The following is a 21,524-nucleotide window of genomic DNA, read 5'->3' on the forward strand; positions in this document are numbered from 1 at the left end:
AGTCTCCGGAGGAGGCGCAGCCCGTCAAGGAGGGCGCTTCGGAGGCGATGGAGTCTCCGAAGGAGGCGCAGCCCGTCGAGGAGGGCGCTTCGGAGGCGATGGAGTCTCCGAAGGAGGCCCCCTCCGAAAAGGGGAAGGAAACGCCCTCCAAACGGCGGGGAAAAAAGTCCGCAAAACGCTGAACCGCGCAGAAAAGCGGGACGGCAGCACTGATTTTTCTAATATTTTCTAGGAGGTTATCACAATGGGTGAAGCTCTGGGTATGATCGAGACAAAAGGTCTGGTCGGCGCGATCGAGGCGGCCGATGCCATGACCAAATCCGCCAACGTTACGCTGATGGGCTATGAGAAGATCGGCTCCGGCCTGGTCACCGTCATGGTCCGCGGCGACGTGGGCGCGGTCAAGGCCGCAGTGGACGCCGGCGCCTGCGCCGCCGAGAAGGTGGGCGAGATCGTGGCGCAGCACGTCATCCCCCGTCCCCACACCGACGTGGAGAAGATTCTGCCGAAGGGCCTGTAAAAAGAGGCTTAAGGCATGGACAAGAACAACGTGGTTTCAACAGAGATTGTCCGCCGGATCACCCGCATGGTGGTGGAGGAGCTCCAGAAGCAGCAGCGGCTGGAACGCTCCACCCCCATTGGGGTCTCCAACCGCCATGTCCATCTGGACCGGGCGGACATGGATGCTCTGTTTGGTCCGGGCAGCGAGCTGACGGTCAAAAAAATGCTCGGCCAGCCGGGGCAGTATGCTGCGGAAGAGACCGTCACCATCCGCGGCCCCAAAGGGGAGCTCAGCCGCGTGCGCGTGCTGGGGCCCCTGCGCTCTCAGACGCAGGTGGAGATCTCCATCGCCGACGGCTTCACGCTGGGGGTCAAGCCCCCCGTGCGCGAGTCCGGTCAGTTGAAGGATACCCCGGGTATTGAAATCATCGGGCCCTGTGGGAGCGTAAAGAAGGACAGCGGCGTGATCGCGGCGCTGCGGCACGTGCACATGACCCCGGAGGACGCGGCGCGCTTCGGCGTGGAGGACGGCCAGTATATCCGGACGGAAATCGAGGGCCTGCGGGGCGCGATCCTGTGCAACGTGCTGGTGCGCGTCTCCGACAAGTACGCGCTGGAAATGCACATTGATGTGGAAGAGGCCAATGCTCTGGGCGTCAAAAACGGCGACCGGGCCTTTTTCCTTGACGATTGAGCCGGGAGGGAGGCAGGGCGGAGATGGGCCAGGAGCTGACGCAAGCCAACGAGACCCTTCTGGAATTTGAGCGGCTGATTCAAACCGGAGGCTGCAATGCCTGGAAGGGCGCGCTACGAACCGGGGTGGATCTGGGCACCGCCAACATCGTGCTGGCGGTGGTGGATGAGCAGAACCGGCCGGTGGCCGGGGCCTCTTATCCCTCCACAGTGGTCCGGGACGGTATCGTGGTGGACTACATGGGGGCGGTTCGGGCGGTCACGCATCTGAAAGGACAGTTGGAGGAGCGCCTGGGCGTCATGCTGGACGCCGGAGCCTGTGCCATCCCGCCCGGTATCCTTGAGGGCAATGTGAAGGCCATTGGAAACGTCGTGGAGGCGGCGGGTTTCCGTCTGACCAACATTGTGGATGAGCCCACGGCGGCCTCCTCCGTGCTGGGCATTTCCGACGGCGCAGTGGTGGACGTGGGCGGCGGCACCACAGGGATCAGCGTCCTGAAGGACGGAAAGGTGATTTTCACGGGCGACGAGCCTACGGGAGGCACCCATATGACGCTGGTGCTGGCCGGCTTCCACGGCTGGAATACTCAGGAGGCCGAATTGGCCAAGCGGGATCCGGCGCAGGAGGCCAATGTGTTTCCTGTGATCAAGCCGGTTGTGGAGAAAATGGCGTCCATTGTCAAGAACTACCTTCGGGAGTATCCGGTGGAGACGGTCTATGTGGTGGGCGGCGCGTGCTGCTTCACCCAATTTGAATCGGTATTCGAGAAATTTCTGGGTGTCCCCGTGGTCAAGCCGGCGGCTCCGCTACTGGTGACGCCCCTGGGGATCGCCGTAAACTGCAAGCTGTAAAGTAGGTGAGGACCGTTGATGACGGAGCAACTGCGCAGGATGGCGGATGAGGCGTTTGTCGAGATTCTGGCCCAGCGCGTTGTGGAGAAGCTCCTGGCGCGGCAGAAGCAGGCGCTGGTAGTCTACACCGGTTCCAACATCGGTGAGGCTGCCGCGCTGGAGGCCATGAGCCGTCTGCGCGGAGAGGGCTTCACGTTCCGGGTGCTCCTCTCGCGGGGGGCGTCCGGCCTGCTGGACGTGGAACGGCTCCGCTCCGTTCTGGAGCCGGAGAAGCTGTGGGTGGAGACTCCGGAAGAGACCCCGGAGGCGCTGACTGCCCGGTACGACCCCATTTTGGTTCCGGCCATGACGGTACATACCGCCGCCCACGTGGCCGCCTGCATGGCGGACACACCGGCGTCGGCCGTCATTCTGGACGGCCTGATGCGGGGAAAGAACGTGGTGGTGAACATCGACGGCTGTTGCCCGGATCCCGCCGAGCGCCTAAAGCGCGGCTTCCATATGACGGAGCCGCTGAAGCAGGCGCTTCGGAACAATCTGGAGACCCTGCGCTCCTTCGGCGCACGCCTGACCACCTCCGGCGGCCTCTATGACAAGACGCTGTGGGCGGTCGGGGGACCACAGACCCGGACGGCGGCGCTGGCCGCGAGGCAGGAGGCCGAGTTCCGGAAGCCGGAGGGGCCTGCCCGTGTCCGGCTGGAGGGCAGGGTCCTGAGCGGACGCCACGTTCAGGGATGTCCGCCCCACAGCACCCTGTGGGTGCCGCGGGAGACCCTGATTACCCAACTGGCCGCCGATGAGGCGCGCCGCCGGGACATCTGCATCCGAAAAGAGACGTAAAGCAGGTGGCAAAATGTATTTGGGAAGAGTGATCGGGACCGTGGTTTCCACCAGTAAGAACGAGCATCTGGTGGGGATGAAGCTCCTGATCGTGGAAAAGCTGACGGAGCGTCTGGAGCGGGAAGGCACCAGCGAGGTGGCCGTGGACTCCGTGGGAGCGGGCGCCGGCGAGATCGTCATTGTCTGCAAGGGCAGCTCCGCGCGCTATGTGTTCGGCAAGGGCGATGCCCCGGTGGATACCTCCATCGTGGGCATTGTGGATACGGTAGAGGTGGGCTGATGGCGAATCTTTACACCAAAACCGGAGACAAAGGCCAGACCAGCCTGGTGGGCGGCTCCCGGGTGAGCAAGTCCAGCCTGCGGGTGGAATGCTACGGCACCATCGACGAGGCCAACTCCATGCTGGGTCTGGCGTATGCTCAGACCGACCGGGAGTATATCCGCACTACCGTTCACCACATCCAGGGACGGCTGTTCGCCCTGGGGGCCGAGCTGGCCAGTGACGAGCAGGGTGCGGCCAGGCTGACGGGGAAGATCTCGGAGGAGGATGTGGCTTTTCTGGAGGGCGTGGTGGACAAGTGCACCGAGACCACGGGGAAGCAAACTCATTTCGTGATTCCGGGCGTGGATCCCGCCTCGGCGGCGCTCCATGTGGCCCGTACCATTGTCCGCCGGGCGGAGCGCCATGTGGTGGCCCTGTCGGAGAGCGAGCCGGTACGGGAGGTGCTGGCCCGCTACATTAACCGCCTGTCCGACGCGGTGTACGCGCTGGCCAGGCTTCAGGAGGATCTGACGCAGGAGGAGCGCCTGAGGGCGCAGGTGACTGCGCTGGTCCGGAAACAGATGTCCGCCCCGGAGGGTGGCCTGCCCCCCTTTAGTTTGGCATCGCTCCAGAGGATGGCCCAGCGGGCCGTGGAGCGGGCCGGACAGCTCGGGGTTCCGGTGGTGTTCTCCGCAGTGGACAGCGGCGGCAATCTGGTCCTGCTCCATAGAATGGAGGGCGCGCTGCTGGGCAGCGTGGACATCTCAGCCGGAAAGGCCTATACCGCCAACGCCTTCCAGATGCCGACCCATGAGCTGGGCCAGGCGGCCCGGCCGGACGGCCCGCTCTACGGCATTGACGCTTCCGCTCCCGGGAAAATCGTGCTGTTTGGCGGCGGGTTCCCCTATGTGGTAAGCGGGGAAGTCGTGGGCGGCATCGGCGTATCCGGCGGTACAGTGGAACAGGATCTGGACATCGCACGGTATGCGATGTCTCTCTAAGGAGGAACAGCAAATGAACATTGACGAGAATGTGGTCGAATCCATTGTGAAGCGGGTTGTATCCCAGCTGAGCACGGAGACTGCTTCCATCCAGACCTGCCCGTCTGGCGGGGACTGGGGTGTATTTGAGAGCATGAACGACGCGGTGGACGCGGCCGTGGCGGCCCAGCGGGAGTACCTGAACCGCTCCATGCACGACCGGGCCCGCTATGTCCAGGCCATCCGCGACGTGGTGCTGGACCAGGAGAACCTGGAGCACATCTCCCGCCTGGCCGTGGAGGAGACCGGCATGGGCGGTTATGAGTACAAGCTCATCAAAAACCGTCTGGCCGCGGTCAAGACGCCCGGCATCGAGGATCTGACCACCGACGCCATGAGCGGCGACGACGGCCTGACCCTGGTGGAGTACTCGCCTTTTGGCGTGATCGGCTCCATCACCCCCACCACCAACCCCACGGAGACCATCATCTGCAACTCCATCGGCATGCTGGCGGCGGGGAACGCGGTGGTGTTTAGCCCCCACCCCCGGGCCAAGAAGGTGTCCCTGCACCTGATCCAGCTCATCAACAAGGCCCTCTGCAAGGCAGGCGCGCCCGCCAACCTGGTGGCCACCGTGTCCGCCCCCTCGATTGAGAACACCAACGCCATGATGAGCCACCCCAAGATCCGCATGCTGGTGGCCACCGGCGGCCCCGCCATCGTCAAAACGGTGCTCTCCAGCGGCAAGAAGGCCATCGGCGCCGGCGCCGGCAATCCCCCCGTTGTGGTGGACGAGACCGCCGACATCGAGAAGGCCGCCAAGGATATTGTGGACGGCTGCTCCTTTGACAACAACCTGCCCTGCATCGCCGAGAAGGAAGCCATCGCCGTAGACTCCGTGGCCGACTACCTGATCTTCAACATGAAGAAGAACGGCGCCTACGAGGTCAAGGATCCCGCCGTGATCAGCCAACTGGTGGAGCTGGTGACCAAGGAGGGCAAGAGCCCCAAGACCGAGTTTGTGGGCAAGAGCGCCAAGTACATCCTGGACAAGATCGGCATTACCGTGGGAGACGACGTGAAGGTCATCCTCATGGAGGCCAAGGAGGACCACCCCTTCGTGCAGGTGGAGCTCATGATGCCCATCCTGCCCGTGGTGCGGGTTCCCGATGTGGACCAGGCCATTGAGATGGCTGTCCGGGTGGAGCACGGCAACCGCCACACCGCCATGATGCACTCCCGCAATGTGGAGAAGCTGACCAAGATGGCCAGGCTCATCCAGACCACGATTTTTGTGAAAAACGGCCCCTCTTACGCCGGTATCGGCGTAGGCGGCGAGGGCTATACCACGTTTACCATCGCCGGTCCCACCGGAGAGGGCCTGACTTCGGCCAAATCCTTTGCCCGGCGCCGCAGGTGTGTGCTCGTCGGAGGGATGGACGTCAGATAAACGGAGGTTTGGGCCATTATGCAAGAGAATCTGCTCGGCCTGGTGGAGCAGGCCGGTGTGGTGGGAGCCGGCGGCGCCGGATTTCCCACCCATGTGAAGCTCAAGGCCCAGGCGGACACCGTCATCATCAACGGAGCGGAGTGTGAACCGCTGCTCCGGGTGGATCAGCAGTTGATGGCCCTCCAGGCCGGTGATCTGCTGGACGCCCTCGACCTGCTTGTGGAGCAGGTCGGGGCATCCCAGGGGGTGGTGGCGCTCAAGGAGCACTACCACGCGGCGGTGGAGGCGCTGGAGCGGGAGCTGTCCAGGCATCCCGGGCTGAGGGTTCACCGGATGGGCGCATTTTATCCCGCCGGTGACGAACAGGTGATCGTCTACGAAGTGACCGGACGTGTGGTCCCGGAGGGGGGCATTCCCCTGAATGTGGGCGTGGTGGTCAGCAATGTGGAGACGGCCCTCAATGTGCTGGCGGCCGTCCGGGATCAGACCCCAGTGATTGAGAAGTATGTCACGCTGACCGGCGCGGTGCGCACCCCCAAGACCGTGAAGGTGCCCCTGGGCATCACAGTGGCGGAGGCGCTGGCCCTGGCGGGCGGCCCCACCGTGGAGCACTATGAGGTCATCAACGGCGGGCCCATGATGGGGCGTGTGGTGAGCACCGGAAGCGCTATCACCAAGACCACAAAGGGGCTCATCGTGGTCCCGGAGGGCCACGCCCTCCTCCAGAGCCTGAACCGGCCCGTGCCGCGGATGCTCCAGGATGCCCGGGTGGCCTGTATGCAGTGCTCCCTGTGCTCCGAGGTCTGCCCACGGGGCCTGCTGGGGCACCGCATCCAGCCGCATAAGATGATGCGCCTGGCCGCCTATGGTACTCTCTGCGACCCGGAGTATACCCCCATGAACGCCTTTCTGTGCTGCGGCTGCCGCCTGTGCGAGTATGCCTGTGTGATGGGGCTCCAGCCCTGGAAAATGAATGGGATGCTCAAGGGCGAGATGGGAAAGAAGGGTGTCCGCAATGCGCTGCACAACCAGCCGGAGGCGGCCGCGCCGTTCCGGCAGTACAAGCGATACCCGGTTCACAAGCTGATTCATCAGTTGGGGCTGGATGCCTATGATGTCCCCGCTCCGATGGAGGATAGCTCCCGCGATTATCAAATGGTGACCCTGCCGCTGAGCCAGGGGGTGGGCGCATCCGCCCAGCCTGTGGTGCGTGCAGGGGACAGAGTGGAGAAGGGAGCCCTGATTGCAACGGCCCCAGAGGGTAAGCTGGGGGCGAACCTTCATGCAAGCATCGCGGGCAAGGTGACCGCGGTGACCGAGCGAGAGATTACCATCCAACAATAAAGACAACAATAAAGATTGGAGAGGAACTGATTTATGGATATCTTGGCTCTGATCGCCGCATTTGGCGGCGGCATTATCGGCGCTTACATGGGCGCCCTTCCCGCCTTTATTATGACTGGTATCTACGCCCTGGTGGGCGGAGTCCTGACGGCTGCCGGCGTGGGCGGCGATGTTGCAGTCAACTACCTCGCCTTTGGTTCCTTTGTCGGCCCCCACATCGCCTTTGCCGGCGGCGTGGCGGCCGCCGGATATGCGGGCCGCAAGGGCAAGCTGGCCTCCGGCACCGACATCCTGTCCTCCCTCAACGGCCTGGGTGAGCCCGATGTGCTCCTGGTGGGCGGCATCTTCGGCGTGCTGGGCTTCCTGATCCACTACTGCATCGGCCTGCTGCCCGTCATCGGCAGCGCCGGCCCCGCCACCACCGACCTGCCCGGCATCACCGTCTTCATTCTGGCGGTTGTCACCCGTCTGGCCTTCGGCAAGACCGGCCTGACCGGCAAGTACACCGGCTCCGGAAAGCGCGAGTGGTTCGCCACCGGGAAGGGCTTCATCTATAACGTGGTACTGGGCGGCGGCATCGGCATTGTTGTGGGCTTCATCGCCGCGTTCCTGTACGAGAATGAGTTCACCGCCGCGTTCAGCATCTTCCCGATCGTGTGCTTCGGCTTTGCGGCTATCACGCTGATCTTCACCCAGACCGGCTTCGCCACGCCCGCGACCCATCACATTTTCCTGCCCTCCGGGCTGGCCGCCGTGGCCGGCATTACCGCCTGGGGCCCTGCGGGCGCTCTGCTGGGCGTGCTCTTCGGCATCCTGGGCTCCCTGCTGGGCGATCTGGTGGGTAAGAGCCTGAACAGCCACTGCGACACCCACATCGACCCCCCTGCCACCACAATCTTTATCCTGACGATTGTGATCAACGCTGTCAGTAGCGTGATCAATGCCTGAACTAGCAGAGGAATCCATAGGAAAAGAGGCCAGTTATGGGAAAGTCCATCGGATTACTGGAATTGAAAAGCATCCCCGTCGGCATTGAAACCGCCGATGCGGTGCTGAAGGCCGCCAATGTGGAGCTGCTGACCGCGACCCCCACCTGTCCGGGTAAATATGTCATTATCATCTGCGGCGCGGTAGGCGCCGTGAAGAGCGCCATGGAGAGCGGCCGCCAGACAGCGGGCATCTATCTGGTCGGGCACCACACCATCAACAACGTGCATGCCTCCGTCCCGGAGGCGATCGTGGGCACGTCGGAGGTGGGACACATCGCCTCCATCGGCGTGATTGAGACTATGACGGCTTTGACCGCCGTTGAGGCGGGGGACTATGCCGCCAAGGCCGCGAATGTCCGCCTGATGGAGATCCGCATTGCCCGCGGCCTGGGCGGCAAGGGCTTTGTCATTCTCACCGGCGAGGTTTCCGCGGTTCGCTCTGCGGTTAAGGCCGCGATGAATCAACTGGAGGAGACCGGGGATATTACAAGCAGCAGCGTGATCGCATCGCCTCATCCGGGACTGATTGACAAGCTGACAAATTAAGGGAAACAGGAACAGACACGGAAAGGAGGGCCATCGGTATGGCTTCGCAGGATTGCCCCAACTGCCACTATCCAGCACCCAACCGCAAAAAGCCTGGGGAGGGGGAGCGCGTGCCCCAGGGCATGTACCACACCCCCGGCAGGAGCAGTGAGACGGAGGAGTGCCCCCAGTGCTTTTACCAGCCGGAGGCAGTGGAGGAAAAGCCGGAGGAGGAGTGTCCCCAGTGCTTCTACCAGCCCGAGGACGGGCAGAAGCGGGAGAAGGACAAGGAGGACGACTGCTCTCAGTGCTTCTATAAGCCGGATAAATAAGAATTGGTAAGAAAGGATTGTGAGCTCTGTGGAACGACTCATTGGAAAGCAGGCGCCCTATTTTTCCATGGAGGCGCTGTCGGCGGATGGAGAACATTTTGTGCGCGTCGCGCTGCCGGACTATGCCGGGAAATGGCTGGTTCTGTTCTTCTACCCCATGGACTTCACCTTTGTCTGTCCCACAGAGCTCACATCCTTCTCAGAGCACCGGGAGGCCTTCCGGGCGGCCGGCGCGGAGCTGCTCAGCGTGAGCACGGACAGCGTCTACACCCACCAGGCCTGGCAGCGCAACGGCCTGGGCGGGCTGGGTTACCCAATGGCGGCGGATCAGACCCTGCGGGTCTGCGCCGACTACGGAGTGCTGCTGGAGGAGGAGGGGGTGGCCCTGCGGGGGCTGTTCCTGATTGATTCGGAGCAAAGGGTGCGTTACAGCGTAATCCACGACAACAATATCGGTCGCAATCCGGAGGAGGTGCTCCGGGTATTGGCCGCGCTGAAAACCGGCGGCCTGTGCGCGGCCGGCTGGAAGGCCGGGGAGGAAAACCTCCGCCCGGACATGCCGGAGCGCGAGGCCCCGGTGCTGGCGGGCGCGGCGCCCGTGCGCATCTATACGACGCCCGGCTGCAGCTACTGCCGCAGTGTAAAGGAGTTTTTGAGGCAGAGCGGGATCTCCTATGAGGAGGTCAACCTCGCGGAGGATAAGGCCGGGCAGGCCTTTATGGAGAGCCGTGGCTACACGGGCCTGCCGGTCACGGTGATCGGCGCGGAGGAGATCGTAGGCTATAATATGCCCAGAATCAAGGCGGCGCTGGGCCCGAGCGGAGCAAATGAGGTGAAATAGGATGGATTTAATGGACTTTGGAACCGTGCAGGAGGGGAAGATGCGGCTTGTCCAGGAGATGGTGCCCGGCAAGCAGGTCACTCTGGCCCATATTATTGCAAGCCCGGATGAGATTATCTATCAGAAGCTGGGCCTCAATCCCAATGTGGACTACCAGCAGGCCGCCATCGGGATTCTGAGCATGACGCCCTCTGAAATTTCCGTAATTGCGGGCGATATCGCGACCAAGACCTCCAAGGTGGAGATGGGGTTTATTGACCGCTTCAGCGGAACCCTCATTTTTACCGGACGCATCTCAAATGTACAGGCCGCGGTGTCCAGCATCCTGACCTATCTGAAGAATCACCTCGGCTTTACCATCTGTGAAATTACGAGGACATGAAGAAAATTATTTTAATGGGCCGGAGCGAATGCGGAAAGACCACCCTCACGCAGGCGCTGAAAGGCGATGTGATCCACTACCACAAGACACAGTACATAAACCACTATGATGTGGTGATTGACACACCGGGGGAGTATGCGGAAAATGCCAGCCTGGCGAAGGCGCTGGCGCTCTACACCTATGAGGCCGATGTAGTGGGGCTGCTGCTGAGCTCCACCGAGCCGTACTCGCTCTACCCGCCCTGTGTGACGGCCTGCTGCAACCGCCCGGTGATCGGCATTGTTACCCAGATTGACCATCCGGACGGCGATCCGGACCGGGCGCAGGGCTGGCTGGAGCTGGCGGGATGCCACCCGATTTTTCGGGTCAGCTCCTATACCGGGGAGGGGATCTGGCAGATCCTCAACTATCTCCGGGAGCCGGGAGACGTCCTGCCCTGGGATTCGGAACAGGCGGCTGAGCGTCCCCGGGTGGTTCTCTCGAACAAATATGGGAGGCTGCCCGAGGAGGGCGGTGGACACCCGCAAACAGTTTAGGAAAAAACAGGAGTGCTCCTGCCGCGGGAGAGACTGCGGTGGGAGCTTTGTTGTTATGATACGTTAGGCGATACAATTTGCAGAAGGAGGGCTGTCCATGGAAGCGTTGACCTTTTTTTCGGCGATGAACCGGGGACAGTTCCGGGAGGAACAGGGGATTGAGGGCAGCTCTTACTGTATCTTTTTTGCCCCGATGGAGGAGCTTGTCACCCAGGACCGTATGACCGGAAGAGAGGACCGCGTCGTGTTGGAGCTGCTCTACGGCGATGAAATGCTGCCCGGCGCCCTGCGGGTGAGGCAGGTGGGGAGCAACGCAGTCGTTGAGGAGTCCACACAGGGGGCGTTTCGCGCCTTTCTGGAGGAGAAGCCTGTCAAGTACATCGGCCAGCTGCTGATGTACGCGCTTCAGTTCAAAATACAGGATCTCTCCGTGCGCATTGAGGGCTGCACAGGCGAGATGAAGCAGTTGGAGGACGCCCTGGACAACTGCATCGACAACAGCGGCACCTATCGGCTGCTGGATTTTCGCAGGCGCTACACGGAGTGCGGGAATATGGTGCTGGCGGTGAAGGAAATCCTGTCGCGGATCGACAAGGGCTACTATCCGATGCAGATGCAGAACAGCTATGTGCTGCAGGGCGAGGTGCTGATGGAGTTCCGCTTCCTGGAGGAGCGGTATGAGCTCATCAAGAGCACGGTCCTAAAGGACTTTGATACCTATACCTCCATCACCAATAACAACATCAACCGGAATGCCCGGCTGCTGAGCATCATCTCGCTGGTGGGGGTGGTTCTCAACTTCATGTTCGGAAGCCTGCTGGCCGCCAATCCACTCCTGGGAATCATCGGCGGCCTGTCGGTTGCTGGCCTGTCCGTGGGAGCTACGGCAGTCTACCATGTCAGCCGCCGCGGCAATGCACCGCTTCCCTCGGGGCGCGGTCCTATTCAGGCGTTTCCCCCCCTGCCGAAATTCCACAGGAAAGAGAAGCAGGAGCGGGACCAGTGGGAAAAATAAATATGGGGCGGTGGTCGTGTCAAGAATTTTTCGCACTTTAGTTTGCAGCCCCTGGCATGAATGAAGTCAGCCAGCAATGGAGGCATCCTCAAGGGTCGCCTCCAGGTGCTTTATGTTCATGTACTTCTTGTTGCCCCACTGGGTGCCGGCCACATGGCGCAGCCGGAGCCGGGCACAGACCAGCATGAGGGCAGAGTTGCCGTCCGGGAAACTGCCCACCACACGGGTGCGGCGGCGAATCTCCCGGTTCAGCCGCTCAATGACATTGTTGGTTCGGATGCGAGTCCAGTGCTCGCTGGGGAAATTGCAGTAGGTCAGTGTTTCTTCAATGCCGTCCTCCACCTTCTTGGCGGCCTCTTTCAGTTTCATGGAGCGAAGCTCTTCCGTCACGGCTTTGGCTTTCTCCCTGTCAGCTTTCTTGCTCTCCTGAGCGTGGATTGCCTTGAGCATCTTAGCTACCAACTTTCCCTTGGAACGAGGCGTAACGGAGAACACATTGCGGTAAAAATGGACGGTACACCACTGGTATTTGGCTTCGGGAAACACTTCTCCCACGGCCTCCAGCATACCAAGGCACTTGTCGCCAACAATGAGTTTTACCCCATCCAGACCACGGCCACGGAGCCATTGGAAGAAGCTGACCCAGCTGGCCTTGTCCTCTTTCATACCCTCGGCAGCACCCAGAACCTCACGGTATCCGTCCTCATTGACCGCAATTGCCACCAAAATGGATACATTTTCAAACTCTCCGCCCCAGTTGCGGCGCAGATAGATCCCATCCACATAGACATACGGATACCGCCCACCTTGCAGAGGACGGTTTCGCCAATCCTCGATGTGGACATACGCTTTCTTGTTCAGCTCGCTGATGGTGGAGGCAGAGACCTTGCTGCCCCAAAGGGCCTCGGTAATATCCTCCACACGCCGGACGGATACGCCGGCCAGATACATCTCAATGAGCGCTTCTTCCACGCTGCTCTCCCGCCGGCGGTACCGCTCAATAATAGCGGTCTCAAAGGAAATCCCCTTGAGTTTTGGCACCTTGAGGGTGACGTCCCCAGAGGTGGTGGTGAGATTGCGGCTGTAGTGGCCGCTGCGGTAGCCCTGGCGCTGTTCGTTGCGCTCATACCGGGCCGCCTGGGTCAGCTTCTCCGCCTCGGCCTCCAACAGCTCGTTGAGGGTTTCCTCTACGCTGCCTCGTACCAACTCCTTGAGCTGGCCCTTGATTACTTCCTCGTTTAGCTGTACAATCTTCTCGGACATGGTTTGCCGTCTCCTTTCAGAATGGTGTGTCGCGACTTCATTCTACCAGAGATCTGCAAACCATGTCTTCTTTTATTTTTGCGAAATTTATTCTACCTGACCCGACTGACCCCTAATGGAGATGAGACGTGTTATACTTTTATTTTACTACCGCAATACTGAATTCTAGTAAAAATGGAAGAACAAGTCACAGAGAAATTGCGGCGGGCGCCTCAAGTTTTTGTTGACATTCCGGCGTTCTGGACGTATAGTAAATCAGCCACCTATGTGGTGGACTAAGTTTTTAAAGAGGTATTTCATGTTTCAGGACAAAGTTATCGTCTGCAAGGATTGCGGGCAGGAGTTCACTTTCACCGCCGGCGAGCAGGAGTTCTACGCGGAGAAGGGCTTTACGAACGAGCCTCAGCGCTGCAAGGCCTGCCGGGACGCCCGCAAGGGAGGCCCCCGTGCTGGCGGCGGTCGGCAGATGTTTGACGCGGTATGCTCCGAGTGCGGTAAACCCTGCAAGGTTCCCTTTGAGCCCCGCGGGGACCGGCCCATCTATTGCAGCGATTGCTTTCGCAGATAAATAGCGATATGGAGAGCGCCCTCAGAGGAGGGCGCTCTTTTTGTACTGGTGCAGCGCGCGGACCGGGACTGTTATGTATTGCGCCGGGGCATGATCATGCCCCGGCGCGGTTTGTGAGGCGAGGGATGGTCCCAATCACCCTTTGGGTCTGGGCTTGAAAATAAGCGCCACCAGATAGCCGAAGAAAATCGCGGCGGAGATACCGCCTGCGGCAGCGGTTACACCTCCGGTAAAGGCGCCCAGCAGGCCGCCCTCTTCCACGGCCTGGGCCACGCCCTTGGCCAGCAGATAGCCAAAGCCGGTGAGAGGGACGGTGGCGCCTGCTCCGCCCCATTGTACGATATATTTATAGATGCCGAGACCTCCGAGCACAACGCCGGAGACCACGTAGATCACCAAAATCTTTGCCGGGGTCAGAGTCGTCCGGTCAATCAGGATTTGCCCGATGAGGCACAGAAGACCACCGCAGAGAAAGGCGCGGAGATATTCCAGAAACAGGTCCATGGGTTACCCTCCCTTCTGTGTGCTTATGGCAACTGCGTGGCAGATGCCGGGGATACTTTCTCCCTGCATGGTGGAGGTGGGGGAGAGCAGTGCGCCCGTTCCGCAAAACAGAATCTTTTTCCAGCGCCCCTCCCGCATCCCGTTGAGCAGAAAGCCAGTGAGCACGGCCGCTGAGCATCCGCAGCCGGAGCCGCCGCAGTGTACGTCCTGCCCCTGTGCATCATAGATCAGCACGCCACAGTCATCCAGGTTTTGTAGGTCCACCCCATCTTTGTGGAAAAAGTCCAATACGATTCCTTTACCCAACGTGCCCAGGTCGCCGGTCACGATCAGATCGTAGTAAGAGGGCTTTCTTCCTGTGTCGGAAAAGTGGGTGGAGAGCGTGTCGTAGGCGGCCGGGGCCATGGCGGCCCCCATGTTATTGGCGTCCTTGATCCCCTTGTCGACGATTTTTCCCACAGTTGCATGGGTAATATAGGGGCCATCGCCTTCGCGCGCCAGGACGACCGCGCCGGCACCCGTGACCGTCCATTGGGCGGTGGGGGTACGCTGTCCTCCATATTCCAGCGGGGTCCGGTACTGCCGTTCGGCGGAGCAGAAATGGGACGAGGCCATGGCGGCGGCCCACTCGCCGAACCCGCCGTCCAGCATCATCGAGGCCAGAGTCAAGCTCTCTGCCATGGTGGAACAGGCCCCGTAAAGCCCGAAAAACGGCACGCCTTGTCCGCGAATGGCGAAGGAAGAGGCGATACATTGATTGAGAAGGTCCCCGGCAAAAATAAAGTCCAGAGTGGAGGCCGCCTGCTTGGCCTTATCCAAAGCGTTCTGGAGCGCCAGCTTCTGCATGGCGCTCTCCGCCTTCTCCCAACTGGACTCGCCGAAGGTATCGTCCTGGTTGATCAGATCAAAGGAGGCGCGCAGAGGTCCCTCGCCCTCTTTTTTGCCCACCACGTTGGCGTGGCCGGCGATGGAGGGCGGGGAGGCAAAGGCAACCGTCTGCTTTCCCAGCTTTTTTGTCGTCATGTTCTTCAGCACTCATTTCTGTATCAAGCTGGCCATAGTTTGAACAGTTTTCCGCAAAATATGAAAGTGGATTTTGGCAGGGGATGTGCTGGTCAAAAGCGGTAAAATGAGCTATAATAAGAACTGAATAAGTCCTGAGCCCGACTGCAATGCAATGGATTGCGTTGTACCCCGGTGGGCTGCCGGAGTAAAGGCTCAGTTGGGAGGAAGCACAATATGGTGGAAGAGCCCAAGCGTACGATCGCCTATCTCTGTCCGTCCTGCCGCCAGAGCGTGGTGGTGGAAAAGACGGTTTTTTCTCTGGCTGCGGCGCCCAGCGCTATCCCTTGCCCCTGTGGGAAGTCAGCGCTGAAAACGGAGATCATAGGGGACCGCGTGAAGCTGACGGTCCCTTGTCTGTTCTGTGAGAAGGAGCACACCGTTTCCTGTTCCACGCACGCTTTTCTCCATGAGAAAACATTGGCTTTCTCCTGCGCAGCCTCGGGACTGGACTGCTGCTACGTGGGAGAAGAGGGGCCGGTTTTTGCGGCGATGAAGCGGCTGGAGGAGGCCGTGGATAAGCTGGAGGCCGCCGCCGGTGCAGAGGGGACGTTTATTGACGACGTGATTATGCATGAAGTCCTGTCGGAGATCCGCGATATTGCGCAGCGGGGCGGGATCTCCTGTGCCTGTGGCTCTAAGGAGTGGAAGCTCCAGGTAAATTTCAGTTCGGTGGATCTGTTCTGTGCCCGCTGCGGCGCTGCGCTGCGGATTCCCGCCGCCACGGCGGACGACCTGGAGGATATCTGCTGCAAACCTTCGCTGCTCATCCACGGCAAGGAGGCGTGAGGATGTACTACGAGAACACCTATCGGGTCGGCGCGCGGGACGTGGACCCGTTTAACCAGTGCCGCCCCTCCTCCATGATGGACTTCCTTCAGGAGGCGGCCACGGAGGCCGCGGTGGAGCTCCATGTCTCCCGGGAGGAAATGGTGGCGCGCTATCATGTGTTCTGGATGTTGGCGCGGATCTGGTATCGCCTGGACCGACCGGTCTGCTGGGATGAGAGGGTCACAATCAGAACCTGGCACCGGGGGAGCAGGGGGGCGTCTATGTATCGGGATTTCGACCTTCTGATGGACGGTAAGCCCATTGGAGAGGCGGTGAGCGTGTGGGTCCTGGCGGATTTGGATACCCATAAACTCTTCCGGCTGGGGAATGTGCGGGAGTTTGACGATACCTCCGGCGGCGCGCTCTGCAAGGAGAAACTGCTGCCCAGGCTGAAGGTTCCGGTACCGCTGGTCCCGACGCAGGCGCGCGCATTGCATTACAGTGATACCGATGTCAACGGCCATGTGAACAATGTCCGATATGCCGATTTTGCCTGTGACGCGCTGGAGATGCAGCGCCTGGGCCAGGGGCAGTTCGTCTCTTCGGTCCAGATCGGATATCTGAAAGAGTGCCGGGCGGGGGAGACCATTCGTCTCTCGACGGGCTGCGAAAACGGAACATGGTATGTGCAGGGCGACGGGGAAGAGGGAAAGCCGAGATTTGACGCGGCGCTCACCATGTCCCCTCTTGACAAGCCCTGAAACGGGGCGTAAAATAGGCCAAATATTGTTGACTGCCCAGGAATATTGATGATGAATGAAGGAGTGGAGTCCATGATTAACACTGACGCCGCAGGTAAATTCGCCCGGCAGGGCCTGACCTTCGACGACGTCCTGCTCGTCCCCGCGGAGAGCGACGTCCTGCCCGCCGACATCGACCTGCACACCCAGCTCACCAGGAAGATCCGGCTCAACATCCCGGTCATGAGCGCCGCCATGGATACGGTGACGGAGTACCGTATGGCCATTGCCATTGCCCGTGAGGGCGGGATCGGCATCATCCATAAGAATATGTCCATCGGCGCCCAGGCGGAGCAGGTGGATATGGTCAAGCGCTCTGAGAACGGCGTCATCACCAATCCCTTCTGGCTGGCTCCCGGCCACACCCTGGCCGAAGCCGATGAGCTCATGGCCAAGTACCGGATTTCCGGCGTGCCGATCTGTGACAACGGGAAGCTCATCGGAATCATCACCAACCGCGACATGAAGTTTGAAGTGGATATGGGCCAGCTCATCGACAATGTGATGACCAAGGAGAACCTGGTCACCGCCAAGGAGGGCACCACGCTGGAGGAGGCCAAGGAGATCCTGCGGCGGCATAAGATTGAAAAGCTCCCCATTGTGGACGATGAATTCCACCTCAAGGGGCTCATCACCATCAAGGACATCGAAAAGGCCACGGTGTATCCCAACTCCGCCCGCGATGAAAAGGGACGGCTGCTGGTGGGGGCCGCCATCGGCGTCACTTCGGATGTCCTGGACCGGGTGGCCGCCCTGGTGGACGCCGGTGCGGACGTGCTGGCGCTGGATTCGGCCCACGGCCACTCCCACAATATCATCGAATGTGTGAAGCGCATCAAGGCACTCTATCCGGATGTACAGCTCATTGCCGGCAACGTGGCCACCGCAGCGGGCACACGCGCGCTGATCGAGGCGGGCGCGGACTGCGTGAAGATCGGCATCGGGCCCGGCTCCATCTGTACCACCCGTGTGGTTGCGGGCATCGGCGTGCCCCAGATTACAGCGGTCTATGACGCGGCCTGCGTGGCTGCCGAGTACGGCGTTCCCATCATTGCGGATGGCGGGATCAAGTATTCCGGAGATATTGCCAAAGCGTTGGCGGCGGGCGCCAATGTGGTCATGCTGGGCTCCCTGCTGGCGGGCTGCGAGGAGAGCCCTGGCGATACCGAGGTGTATCAGGGCCGTCAGTTCAAGGTCTACCGCGGTATGGGGTCCCTTGGCGCCATGGCCAAGGGCTCGAAAGACCGTTATTTCCAGGAGGACAACAAAAAGCTGGTCCCTGAGGGCGTGGAAGGCCGGGTGCCCTACAAGGGCGCTGCCGGGGAGACCATCTACCAGATGATGGGCGGCCTCCGGGCCGGTATGGGCTACACCGGATGCAGGGATATCATCGCGCTCCATGAGAAGGCCCAGTTTATCCAGATCACCAGCGCGGGCTTGAAGGAGAGCCATCCCCACGACATCTATATCACGAAGGAAGCGCCCAACTACACGCTCAATCCCCAGTAAGGGCTGGACAAAAAGGATTCCAGGACTCCGGCGGCCCCTAGGCTGCCGGAGTCCTTTTTATGGGCCGGGAGCGGATGCTGTGAGACTTGCGGCTTTGCCCCACACGCATTATAATGGTCAGAGTCAGAAGAGAAAAAGAAAGGGGGAGAAGGATGCTGCGGCTGCTGCTGGGCCGGGCGGGCGCGGGTAAATCCACCGCCATCCTGCGCCGGATCGCCGCCTCCGGGGGAGCGCGGAGACAGCTTTTGATCGTACCTGAACAGGCGTCCCATGAGACGGAGCGCCGTCTGTGCGCCGTGGCCGGGAACCAGGTGTCCCTCTACGCCGAGGTCCTCTCTTTTACGAGGTTGGGAAGCCGGGTCTTTTCTCAGGCGGGGGGGCTGGCCGCCCCGGCGCTGGACCCGGGCGGCCGGTTGCTCCTCATGTGCGCGGCATTGAAATCAGTTTCCGGCAGCCTGACCGTCTATGCCCGTCCCTCCCGGAAACCTGCTTTCCTCACAGGACTGCTGGCCACGCTGGACGAATGCAAGCAGTATCAGGTCTTTCCGGACGACCTGGCCAGGGCGGGCGAGGCGGTGGAGGGTCGGGAGGGGGAAAAGCTCCGGGATCTGGGGCTGATTTTTGGCGCCTATGAGGCGCTTTCCGCGCGGACGGCGGCCGACCCGCGGGACCGCATCACACGGCTGGCCCAGGGTCTGAAGGAATGCGGCTATGCCCGCGGCATGGATATCTATATCGACGGCTTCACGGACTTCACGCCCCAGCAGGGGTTGGTGCTGCGGGCCCTCCTGCGGCAGGCGGAGTCCGTGACGGTCGCCCTCACCTCTGACCGGCTGGACCGGGATACCGGAGCATCCAACATCTTCGCTCCTGCGCGGCGGACGGCGGCCTATCTGAGGCGAATGGCGGGAGAGGAACATGTCCCCGCCGAGGCGGAATATCTGCCCCAGCGCGGGGAAGGCCGGTCGGCGGCGCTTGCCCGGCTGGAGGCCAACCTGTTTGCCGATGTGCCGGCGGCGGCAGCGTCCCCCGCGCCGGAGATCGGGCTGTTTTCCGCCCTGCGGCCCCGCTCGGAAGTGGAGTATGCGGCCTCGGAGGTCCTGCGGCTGGTGCGGGAGGAGGGCTGCCGTTTTCGGGACATCGCCCTGGTGGCGCGGGGATTTGAGCGCTACGCGCCCCTGGTGGAGGAGATCTTTCCCCGGTATGGCATCCCCGTTTTCCTGGATGCAATGACTGATATTCTGCAAAAGCCGGTCTTTGCCGTGGTGACGGGAGCGCTGGACGTGGTGGCGCGGGGCTACAGCTATGACGACGTGTTTCGCTATCTGAAAACAGGCCTTGCGGGGGTGTCCAGAGGCGAGTGTGACGAGCTGGAGAACTATGTGCTGAAGTGGGGGATAAAAGGAAATCGCTGGACGGCAAAAGCCGACTGGGACATGCATCCCAGGGGGTATGGCTTCCCCATGACTGGGCCGGACAGGGAATGGATCGCCCGGGTCAACGAAGCGCGCAGAAAGGTTGTCGGTCCGCTGGAGGGGCTCCGGAAAAACAGGGACCGCACGGGGAGAGGACAGGCGATGGCGCTCTATCGCTTCCTGGAATCCATCCGCCTGCCGGAGCAGCTCGCGGAGCGGTCAGAACGGCTGCGCGCGCGGGGAGAGCTCAAGCGGGCGGAGGAATACGGACAGCTTTGGGAGATCCTCTGCGGCGGGCTGGAACAGTGCGCCGGGCTGCTGGGGGAAGAGCCCATGGAGCTGCAGGAATTTGCCCAACTCTTCAAGCTGGTCCTGTCCCAGTATGACGTGGGTACCATCCCGGTGTCCCTGGACCGGGTGAACGCCGGTGAGGCCGCCCGGCTGGGGAACCGGGAGGTGAAAGCGCTGTTTTTCCTGGGCGCGGACGATGGAGCCGTACCCCAGGTGGCGCCGGCGCCGGGGCTCTTCACCGATGACGACCGGAGCCTGCTTTCCTCCTTCGGGCTGGAGCTCTCTCCGCAGCTCACGGACAAGCTGGACCGTGAGATGACCATTGTATACGAGGCATGTGCACGGCCCTCCCATTGGCTGACTGTGAGCTGGGCGGCCATGGACCCCCAAGGGGAGGAGAAACGCCCCTCCTTTCTGGTGAGCCGGCTGCGCCTGCTCTTCCCGCAGAACCCGCTGCTGCGGGAGCAGGACATGTCCGGCACATTCCGGCTGTCCGCCCCCGGCCCGGCAGTGGAGCTGGCGGGCCGCTATCCCCAGGTGCGGCGCATTTTGAGCGGAAGGGCGGAATATGCGCCCCGGGTACGGCGGATGGAGGATGCCCTCCATGCGGAGCGGGGAAGCCTGTCGCCTGAGGCGGTACAGCGGCTCTACGGCCGGCGTGTGCCTATGTCGGCCTCCCGGATGGACAAGTACCAATCCTGTCACTTCTCCTATTTCATGCAGTACGGACTGAACGCAAAGGCCAGACGGACCGCCGGATTCCAGGCCCCGGAATACGGCACCTTCGTCCATTATGTTCTGGAGCATGTGCTTCAGGACCCTGCCTGCCGGGTCGGGGACGGCTCCGGCGGCTGGTCCTATGACCGGGAGCGGGCCCGCAGGCTGATCCGGGAGATCATGGAGCGATATATTGCGGAGGAGCTGGGCGGACTGGAGAACAAGACGCCACGCTTTCTCTACCTGTTCCAGCGCCTGGTCCGGCCTGTGACCCAGGTGGTGGAGAACGTGCTGGACGAGCTGGGCGCTTCCCAGTTCCGGCCCATCGCTTTTGAGCTGGGCTTCGGCGCCAAGGGGGAGCTGCCGCCGGTGGAGCTCACGGTGGACGGCATCACCGTGAGCATATCCGGCTTTGTGGACCGGCTGGACGGCTGGGTCCATAATGGGCGGCTCTACCTCCGGGTGGTGGACTATAAGACGGGGCGGAAGTCCTTTGATCTGACGGAGGTCTGGAATGGGCTGGGCCTTCAAATGCTGCTCTATCTGTTTACACTGGAGGATCAGGGGAGCGCGCTCTATCACCGTGAGGTGACGCCCGCCGGTGTGCTCTATCTGCCCGCGCGGGAGGCGACGGTCCAGGGGAGACGTGATATGGATGAGGCGGAGCGGCGGAAAAGGGCGGACGCCGAGCTGCGGCGGAGGGGGTTGATCCTGGACGATCCGGAGGTGGTGGAAGCCATGGAGAGCCCCGGAGAGGAGGGGCTGCGCTTCCTTCCCCTGCGCGTGTCCGGCCGCACGGGAGCTATTACCGGCGACGCGCTGGTGTCGGCGGAACGGCTGGGAAGGCTGAAAGTCCATACGCAGCGTATCCTGCGGGAAATTGCCCGGGAACTGTCCGCGGGGAACATCGCGGCCGACCCCTTTTGGCGGGGACCGGAGAAGAACGCCTGCCTTTACTGCGACTATGCCGCTGCCTGCCACTTTGAGGAGGGGCGCGGCGGCGACAGGGTGAGGTACCTGCCCGCGCTGGACGGGGAGGCGTTCTGGCAGGCGGTGGCGGCGGAAGAGACGGAGAAGTAGGA

General features: G+C 61.7%; 23 protein-coding genes and 2 pseudogenes. 22 read left to right on the forward strand and 3 right to left on the reverse strand.

Features of this window, described 5'->3' with window-relative positions; genetic code table 11:
- The 17 genes and pseudogenes from ABUA09_RS14140 to ABUA09_RS14220 form a co-directional block, all read left to right on the forward strand.
- Nucleotides 1-182: pseudogene (locus ABUA09_RS14140) on the forward strand (BMC domain-containing protein); the annotation flags it as partial.
- Nucleotides 183-244: 62 nt separating this feature from the next.
- Nucleotides 245-520, forward strand: coding sequence for a propanediol utilization microcompartment protein PduA (pduA, locus tag ABUA09_RS14145; protein WP_007494473.1), 276 nt, complete (start codon nt 245-247; stop codon nt 518-520).
- Between the two features lie 15 nt (nt 521-535).
- Entirely contained in the window at nt 536-1,195 is a 660-nt protein-coding gene (pduL, locus tag ABUA09_RS14150) for a phosphate propanoyltransferase (RefSeq protein WP_033116456.1), read from the forward strand.
- A gap of 23 nt (nt 1,196-1,218) precedes the next feature.
- Nucleotides 1,219-2,046 carry an ethanolamine utilization protein EutJ gene (gene eutJ, locus ABUA09_RS14155; protein WP_058117931.1) on the forward strand — a complete coding sequence of 276 codons (828 nt, stop codon included), beginning with the start codon at nt 1,219-1,221 and terminating at the stop codon, nt 2,044-2,046.
- Nucleotides 2,047-2,064: 18 nt separating this feature from the next.
- Nucleotides 2,065-2,886, forward strand: a complete 822-nt coding sequence (locus ABUA09_RS14160; RefSeq protein ID WP_349949439.1) for a hypothetical protein — start codon at nt 2,065-2,067, stop codon at nt 2,884-2,886.
- A 13-nt stretch (nt 2,887-2,899) separates the two neighbouring features.
- On the forward strand, nt 2,900-3,166 hold the full coding sequence (locus ABUA09_RS14165; RefSeq protein ID WP_033116458.1) for a EutN/CcmL family microcompartment protein: 267 nt from the start codon (nt 2,900-2,902) through the stop codon (nt 3,164-3,166).
- Complete coding sequence (locus ABUA09_RS14170) at nt 3,166-4,149, forward strand: cob(I)yrinic acid a,c-diamide adenosyltransferase (protein ID WP_058117930.1); 984 nt, start codon at nt 3,166-3,168, stop codon at nt 4,147-4,149. Before ABUA09_RS14165 ends, ABUA09_RS14170 begins: the two co-directional genes overlap by 1 nt.
- A 13-nt stretch (nt 4,150-4,162) precedes the next feature.
- Complete coding sequence (locus ABUA09_RS14175; RefSeq protein ID WP_279204609.1) at nt 4,163-5,578, forward strand: aldehyde dehydrogenase family protein; 1,416 nt, start codon at nt 4,163-4,165, stop codon at nt 5,576-5,578.
- Nucleotides 5,579-5,596: 18 nt separating this feature from the next.
- Nucleotides 5,597-6,922, forward strand: a complete 1,326-nt coding sequence (locus tag ABUA09_RS14180) for an SLBB domain-containing protein (RefSeq protein WP_058117928.1) — start codon at nt 5,597-5,599, stop codon at nt 6,920-6,922.
- A gap of 33 nt (nt 6,923-6,955) precedes the next feature.
- On the forward strand, nt 6,956-7,870 hold the full coding sequence (locus ABUA09_RS14185; RefSeq protein ID WP_033116462.1) for a DUF7973 family transport facilitator: 915 nt from the start codon (nt 6,956-6,958) through the stop codon (nt 7,868-7,870).
- Nucleotides 7,871-7,905: 35 nt separating this feature from the next.
- Nucleotides 7,906-8,457: a BMC domain-containing protein gene (locus ABUA09_RS14190; RefSeq protein ID WP_007494489.1), complete on the forward strand. Its 552-nt coding sequence runs from the start codon at nt 7,906-7,908 to the stop codon at nt 8,455-8,457.
- Between the two features lie 38 nt (nt 8,458-8,495).
- Nucleotides 8,496-8,768, forward strand: coding sequence for a hypothetical protein (locus ABUA09_RS14195; protein WP_033116463.1), 273 nt, complete (start codon nt 8,496-8,498; stop codon nt 8,766-8,768).
- A 28-nt stretch (nt 8,769-8,796) separates the two neighbouring features.
- Nucleotides 8,797-9,315, forward strand: a pseudogene (locus tag ABUA09_RS14200) (peroxiredoxin); the annotation flags it as partial.
- Between the two features lie 9 nt (nt 9,316-9,324).
- Nucleotides 9,325-9,609 carry a glutaredoxin family protein gene (locus tag ABUA09_RS14205; RefSeq protein WP_264464823.1) on the forward strand — a complete coding sequence of 95 codons (285 nt, stop codon included), beginning with the start codon at nt 9,325-9,327 and terminating at the stop codon, nt 9,607-9,609.
- Between the two features lies 1 nt (nt 9,610).
- Complete coding sequence (locus tag ABUA09_RS14210) at nt 9,611-9,991, forward strand: BMC domain-containing protein (RefSeq protein ID WP_007494494.1); 381 nt, start codon at nt 9,611-9,613, stop codon at nt 9,989-9,991.
- Nucleotides 9,988-10,527 carry a EutP/PduV family microcompartment system protein gene (locus ABUA09_RS14215; RefSeq protein WP_033116465.1) on the forward strand — a complete coding sequence of 180 codons (540 nt, stop codon included), beginning with the start codon at nt 9,988-9,990 and terminating at the stop codon, nt 10,525-10,527. Before ABUA09_RS14210 ends, ABUA09_RS14215 begins: the two co-directional genes overlap by 4 nt.
- A gap of 97 nt (nt 10,528-10,624) precedes the next feature.
- A complete protein-coding gene (locus ABUA09_RS14220) occupies nt 10,625-11,542 on the forward strand; it encodes a CorA family divalent cation transporter (protein WP_033116466.1) in 918 nt (305 codons plus the stop codon).
- A gap of 66 nt (nt 11,543-11,608) precedes the next feature.
- Here the strand turns inward: ABUA09_RS14220 and ABUA09_RS14225 are convergent, their stop codons facing one another.
- Nucleotides 11,609-12,805, reverse strand: coding sequence for an IS256 family transposase (locus ABUA09_RS14225; RefSeq protein ID WP_438268287.1), 1,197 nt, complete (start codon nt 12,803-12,805; stop codon nt 11,609-11,611).
- 298 nt (nt 12,806-13,103) lie between these two features.
- Here ABUA09_RS14225 and ABUA09_RS14230 point away from each other — a divergent pair, with 298 nt between their 5' ends.
- Complete coding sequence (locus ABUA09_RS14230) at nt 13,104-13,373, forward strand: zinc-ribbon domain containing protein (RefSeq protein ID WP_033116468.1); 270 nt, start codon at nt 13,104-13,106, stop codon at nt 13,371-13,373.
- Between the two features lie 135 nt (nt 13,374-13,508).
- Here ABUA09_RS14230 and spoVAE read toward each other — a convergent pair whose 3' ends face one another.
- Both spoVAE and spoVAD read right to left on the reverse strand, forming a co-directional pair.
- Nucleotides 13,509-13,877 carry a stage V sporulation protein AE gene (gene spoVAE, locus ABUA09_RS14235; RefSeq protein WP_033116469.1) on the reverse strand — a complete coding sequence of 123 codons (369 nt, stop codon included), beginning with the start codon at nt 13,875-13,877 and terminating at the stop codon, nt 13,509-13,511.
- A gap of 3 nt (nt 13,878-13,880) precedes the next feature.
- Nucleotides 13,881-14,900, reverse strand: coding sequence for a stage V sporulation protein AD (gene spoVAD, locus ABUA09_RS14240; RefSeq protein ID WP_033116470.1), 1,020 nt, complete (start codon nt 14,898-14,900; stop codon nt 13,881-13,883).
- 216 nt (nt 14,901-15,116) lie between these two features.
- On the opposite strand from spoVAD, the gene ABUA09_RS14245 reads away from it, so the two are divergent.
- From ABUA09_RS14245 to ABUA09_RS14260, 4 genes are all read left to right on the forward strand, one after another.
- Nucleotides 15,117-15,728, forward strand: coding sequence for a hypothetical protein (locus ABUA09_RS14245; protein WP_033116471.1), 612 nt, complete (start codon nt 15,117-15,119; stop codon nt 15,726-15,728).
- 2 nt (nt 15,729-15,730) lie between these two features.
- Entirely contained in the window at nt 15,731-16,471 is a 741-nt protein-coding gene (locus tag ABUA09_RS14250) for an acyl-[acyl-carrier-protein] thioesterase (protein WP_349949440.1), read from the forward strand.
- Between the two features lie 72 nt (nt 16,472-16,543).
- Entirely contained in the window at nt 16,544-18,019 is a 1,476-nt protein-coding gene (guaB, locus tag ABUA09_RS14255; protein WP_116722087.1) for an IMP dehydrogenase, read from the forward strand.
- Between the two features lie 152 nt (nt 18,020-18,171).
- Nucleotides 18,172-21,522 carry a PD-(D/E)XK nuclease family protein gene (locus tag ABUA09_RS14260; protein ID WP_227151618.1) on the forward strand — a complete coding sequence of 1,117 codons (3,351 nt, stop codon included), beginning with the start codon at nt 18,172-18,174 and terminating at the stop codon, nt 21,520-21,522.
- Nucleotides 21,523-21,524: the final 2 nt, after the last annotated feature.

Origin of the sequence: Intestinimonas sp. RTP31139st1_F5_RTP31139_211217 (assembly GCF_040226735.1) — a bacterium.
Lineage (GTDB): Bacteria > Bacillota > Clostridia > Oscillospirales > Oscillospiraceae > Intestinimonas > Intestinimonas butyriciproducens.

Bases quoted from the DNA above. Each gene is read 5' to 3' on its own strand.
- ABUA09_RS14260 (WP_227151618.1), top strand. From the start codon at position 18,172: ATGCTGCGGCTGCTGCTGGGCCGGGCGGGCGCGGGTAAATCCACCGCC.
- ABUA09_RS14210 (WP_007494494.1), top strand. From the start codon at position 9,611: ATGGATTTAATGGACTTTGGAACCGTGCAGGAGGGGAAGATGCGGCTT.
- spoVAE (WP_033116469.1), bottom strand. From the start codon at position 13,877: ATGGACCTGTTTCTGGAATATCTCCGCGCCTTTCTCTGCGGTGGTCTT.
- ABUA09_RS14185 (WP_033116462.1), top strand. From the start codon at position 6,956: ATGGATATCTTGGCTCTGATCGCCGCATTTGGCGGCGGCATTATCGGC.
- ABUA09_RS14180 (WP_058117928.1), top strand. From the start codon at position 5,597: ATGCAAGAGAATCTGCTCGGCCTGGTGGAGCAGGCCGGTGTGGTGGGA.
- pduL (WP_033116456.1), top strand. From the start codon at position 536: ATGGACAAGAACAACGTGGTTTCAACAGAGATTGTCCGCCGGATCACC.
- ABUA09_RS14220 (WP_033116466.1), top strand. From the start codon at position 10,625: ATGGAAGCGTTGACCTTTTTTTCGGCGATGAACCGGGGACAGTTCCGG.
- ABUA09_RS14215 (WP_033116465.1), top strand. From the start codon at position 9,988: ATGAAGAAAATTATTTTAATGGGCCGGAGCGAATGCGGAAAGACCACC.
- ABUA09_RS14245 (WP_033116471.1), top strand. From the start codon at position 15,117: ATGGTGGAAGAGCCCAAGCGTACGATCGCCTATCTCTGTCCGTCCTGC.
- guaB (WP_116722087.1), top strand. From the start codon at position 16,544: ATGATTAACACTGACGCCGCAGGTAAATTCGCCCGGCAGGGCCTGACC.
- eutJ (WP_058117931.1), top strand. From the start codon at position 1,219: ATGGGCCAGGAGCTGACGCAAGCCAACGAGACCCTTCTGGAATTTGAG.
- pduA (WP_007494473.1), top strand. From the start codon at position 245: ATGGGTGAAGCTCTGGGTATGATCGAGACAAAAGGTCTGGTCGGCGCG.
- spoVAD (WP_033116470.1), bottom strand. From the start codon at position 14,900: ATGACGACAAAAAAGCTGGGAAAGCAGACGGTTGCCTTTGCCTCCCCG.
- ABUA09_RS14165 (WP_033116458.1), top strand. From the start codon at position 2,900: ATGTATTTGGGAAGAGTGATCGGGACCGTGGTTTCCACCAGTAAGAAC.
- ABUA09_RS14190 (WP_007494489.1), top strand. From the start codon at position 7,906: ATGGGAAAGTCCATCGGATTACTGGAATTGAAAAGCATCCCCGTCGGC.
- ABUA09_RS14175 (WP_279204609.1), top strand. From the start codon at position 4,163: ATGAACATTGACGAGAATGTGGTCGAATCCATTGTGAAGCGGGTTGTA.
- ABUA09_RS14195 (WP_033116463.1), top strand. From the start codon at position 8,496: ATGGCTTCGCAGGATTGCCCCAACTGCCACTATCCAGCACCCAACCGC.
- ABUA09_RS14170 (WP_058117930.1), top strand. From the start codon at position 3,166: ATGGCGAATCTTTACACCAAAACCGGAGACAAAGGCCAGACCAGCCTG.
- ABUA09_RS14160 (WP_349949439.1), top strand. From the start codon at position 2,065: ATGACGGAGCAACTGCGCAGGATGGCGGATGAGGCGTTTGTCGAGATT.
- ABUA09_RS14205 (WP_264464823.1), top strand. From the start codon at position 9,325: ATGCCGGAGCGCGAGGCCCCGGTGCTGGCGGGCGCGGCGCCCGTGCGC.
- ABUA09_RS14225 (WP_438268287.1), bottom strand. From the start codon at position 12,805: ATGTCCGAGAAGATTGTACAGCTAAACGAGGAAGTAATCAAGGGCCAG.
- ABUA09_RS14230 (WP_033116468.1), top strand. From the start codon at position 13,104: ATGTTTCAGGACAAAGTTATCGTCTGCAAGGATTGCGGGCAGGAGTTC.
- ABUA09_RS14250 (WP_349949440.1), top strand. From the start codon at position 15,731: ATGTACTACGAGAACACCTATCGGGTCGGCGCGCGGGACGTGGACCCG.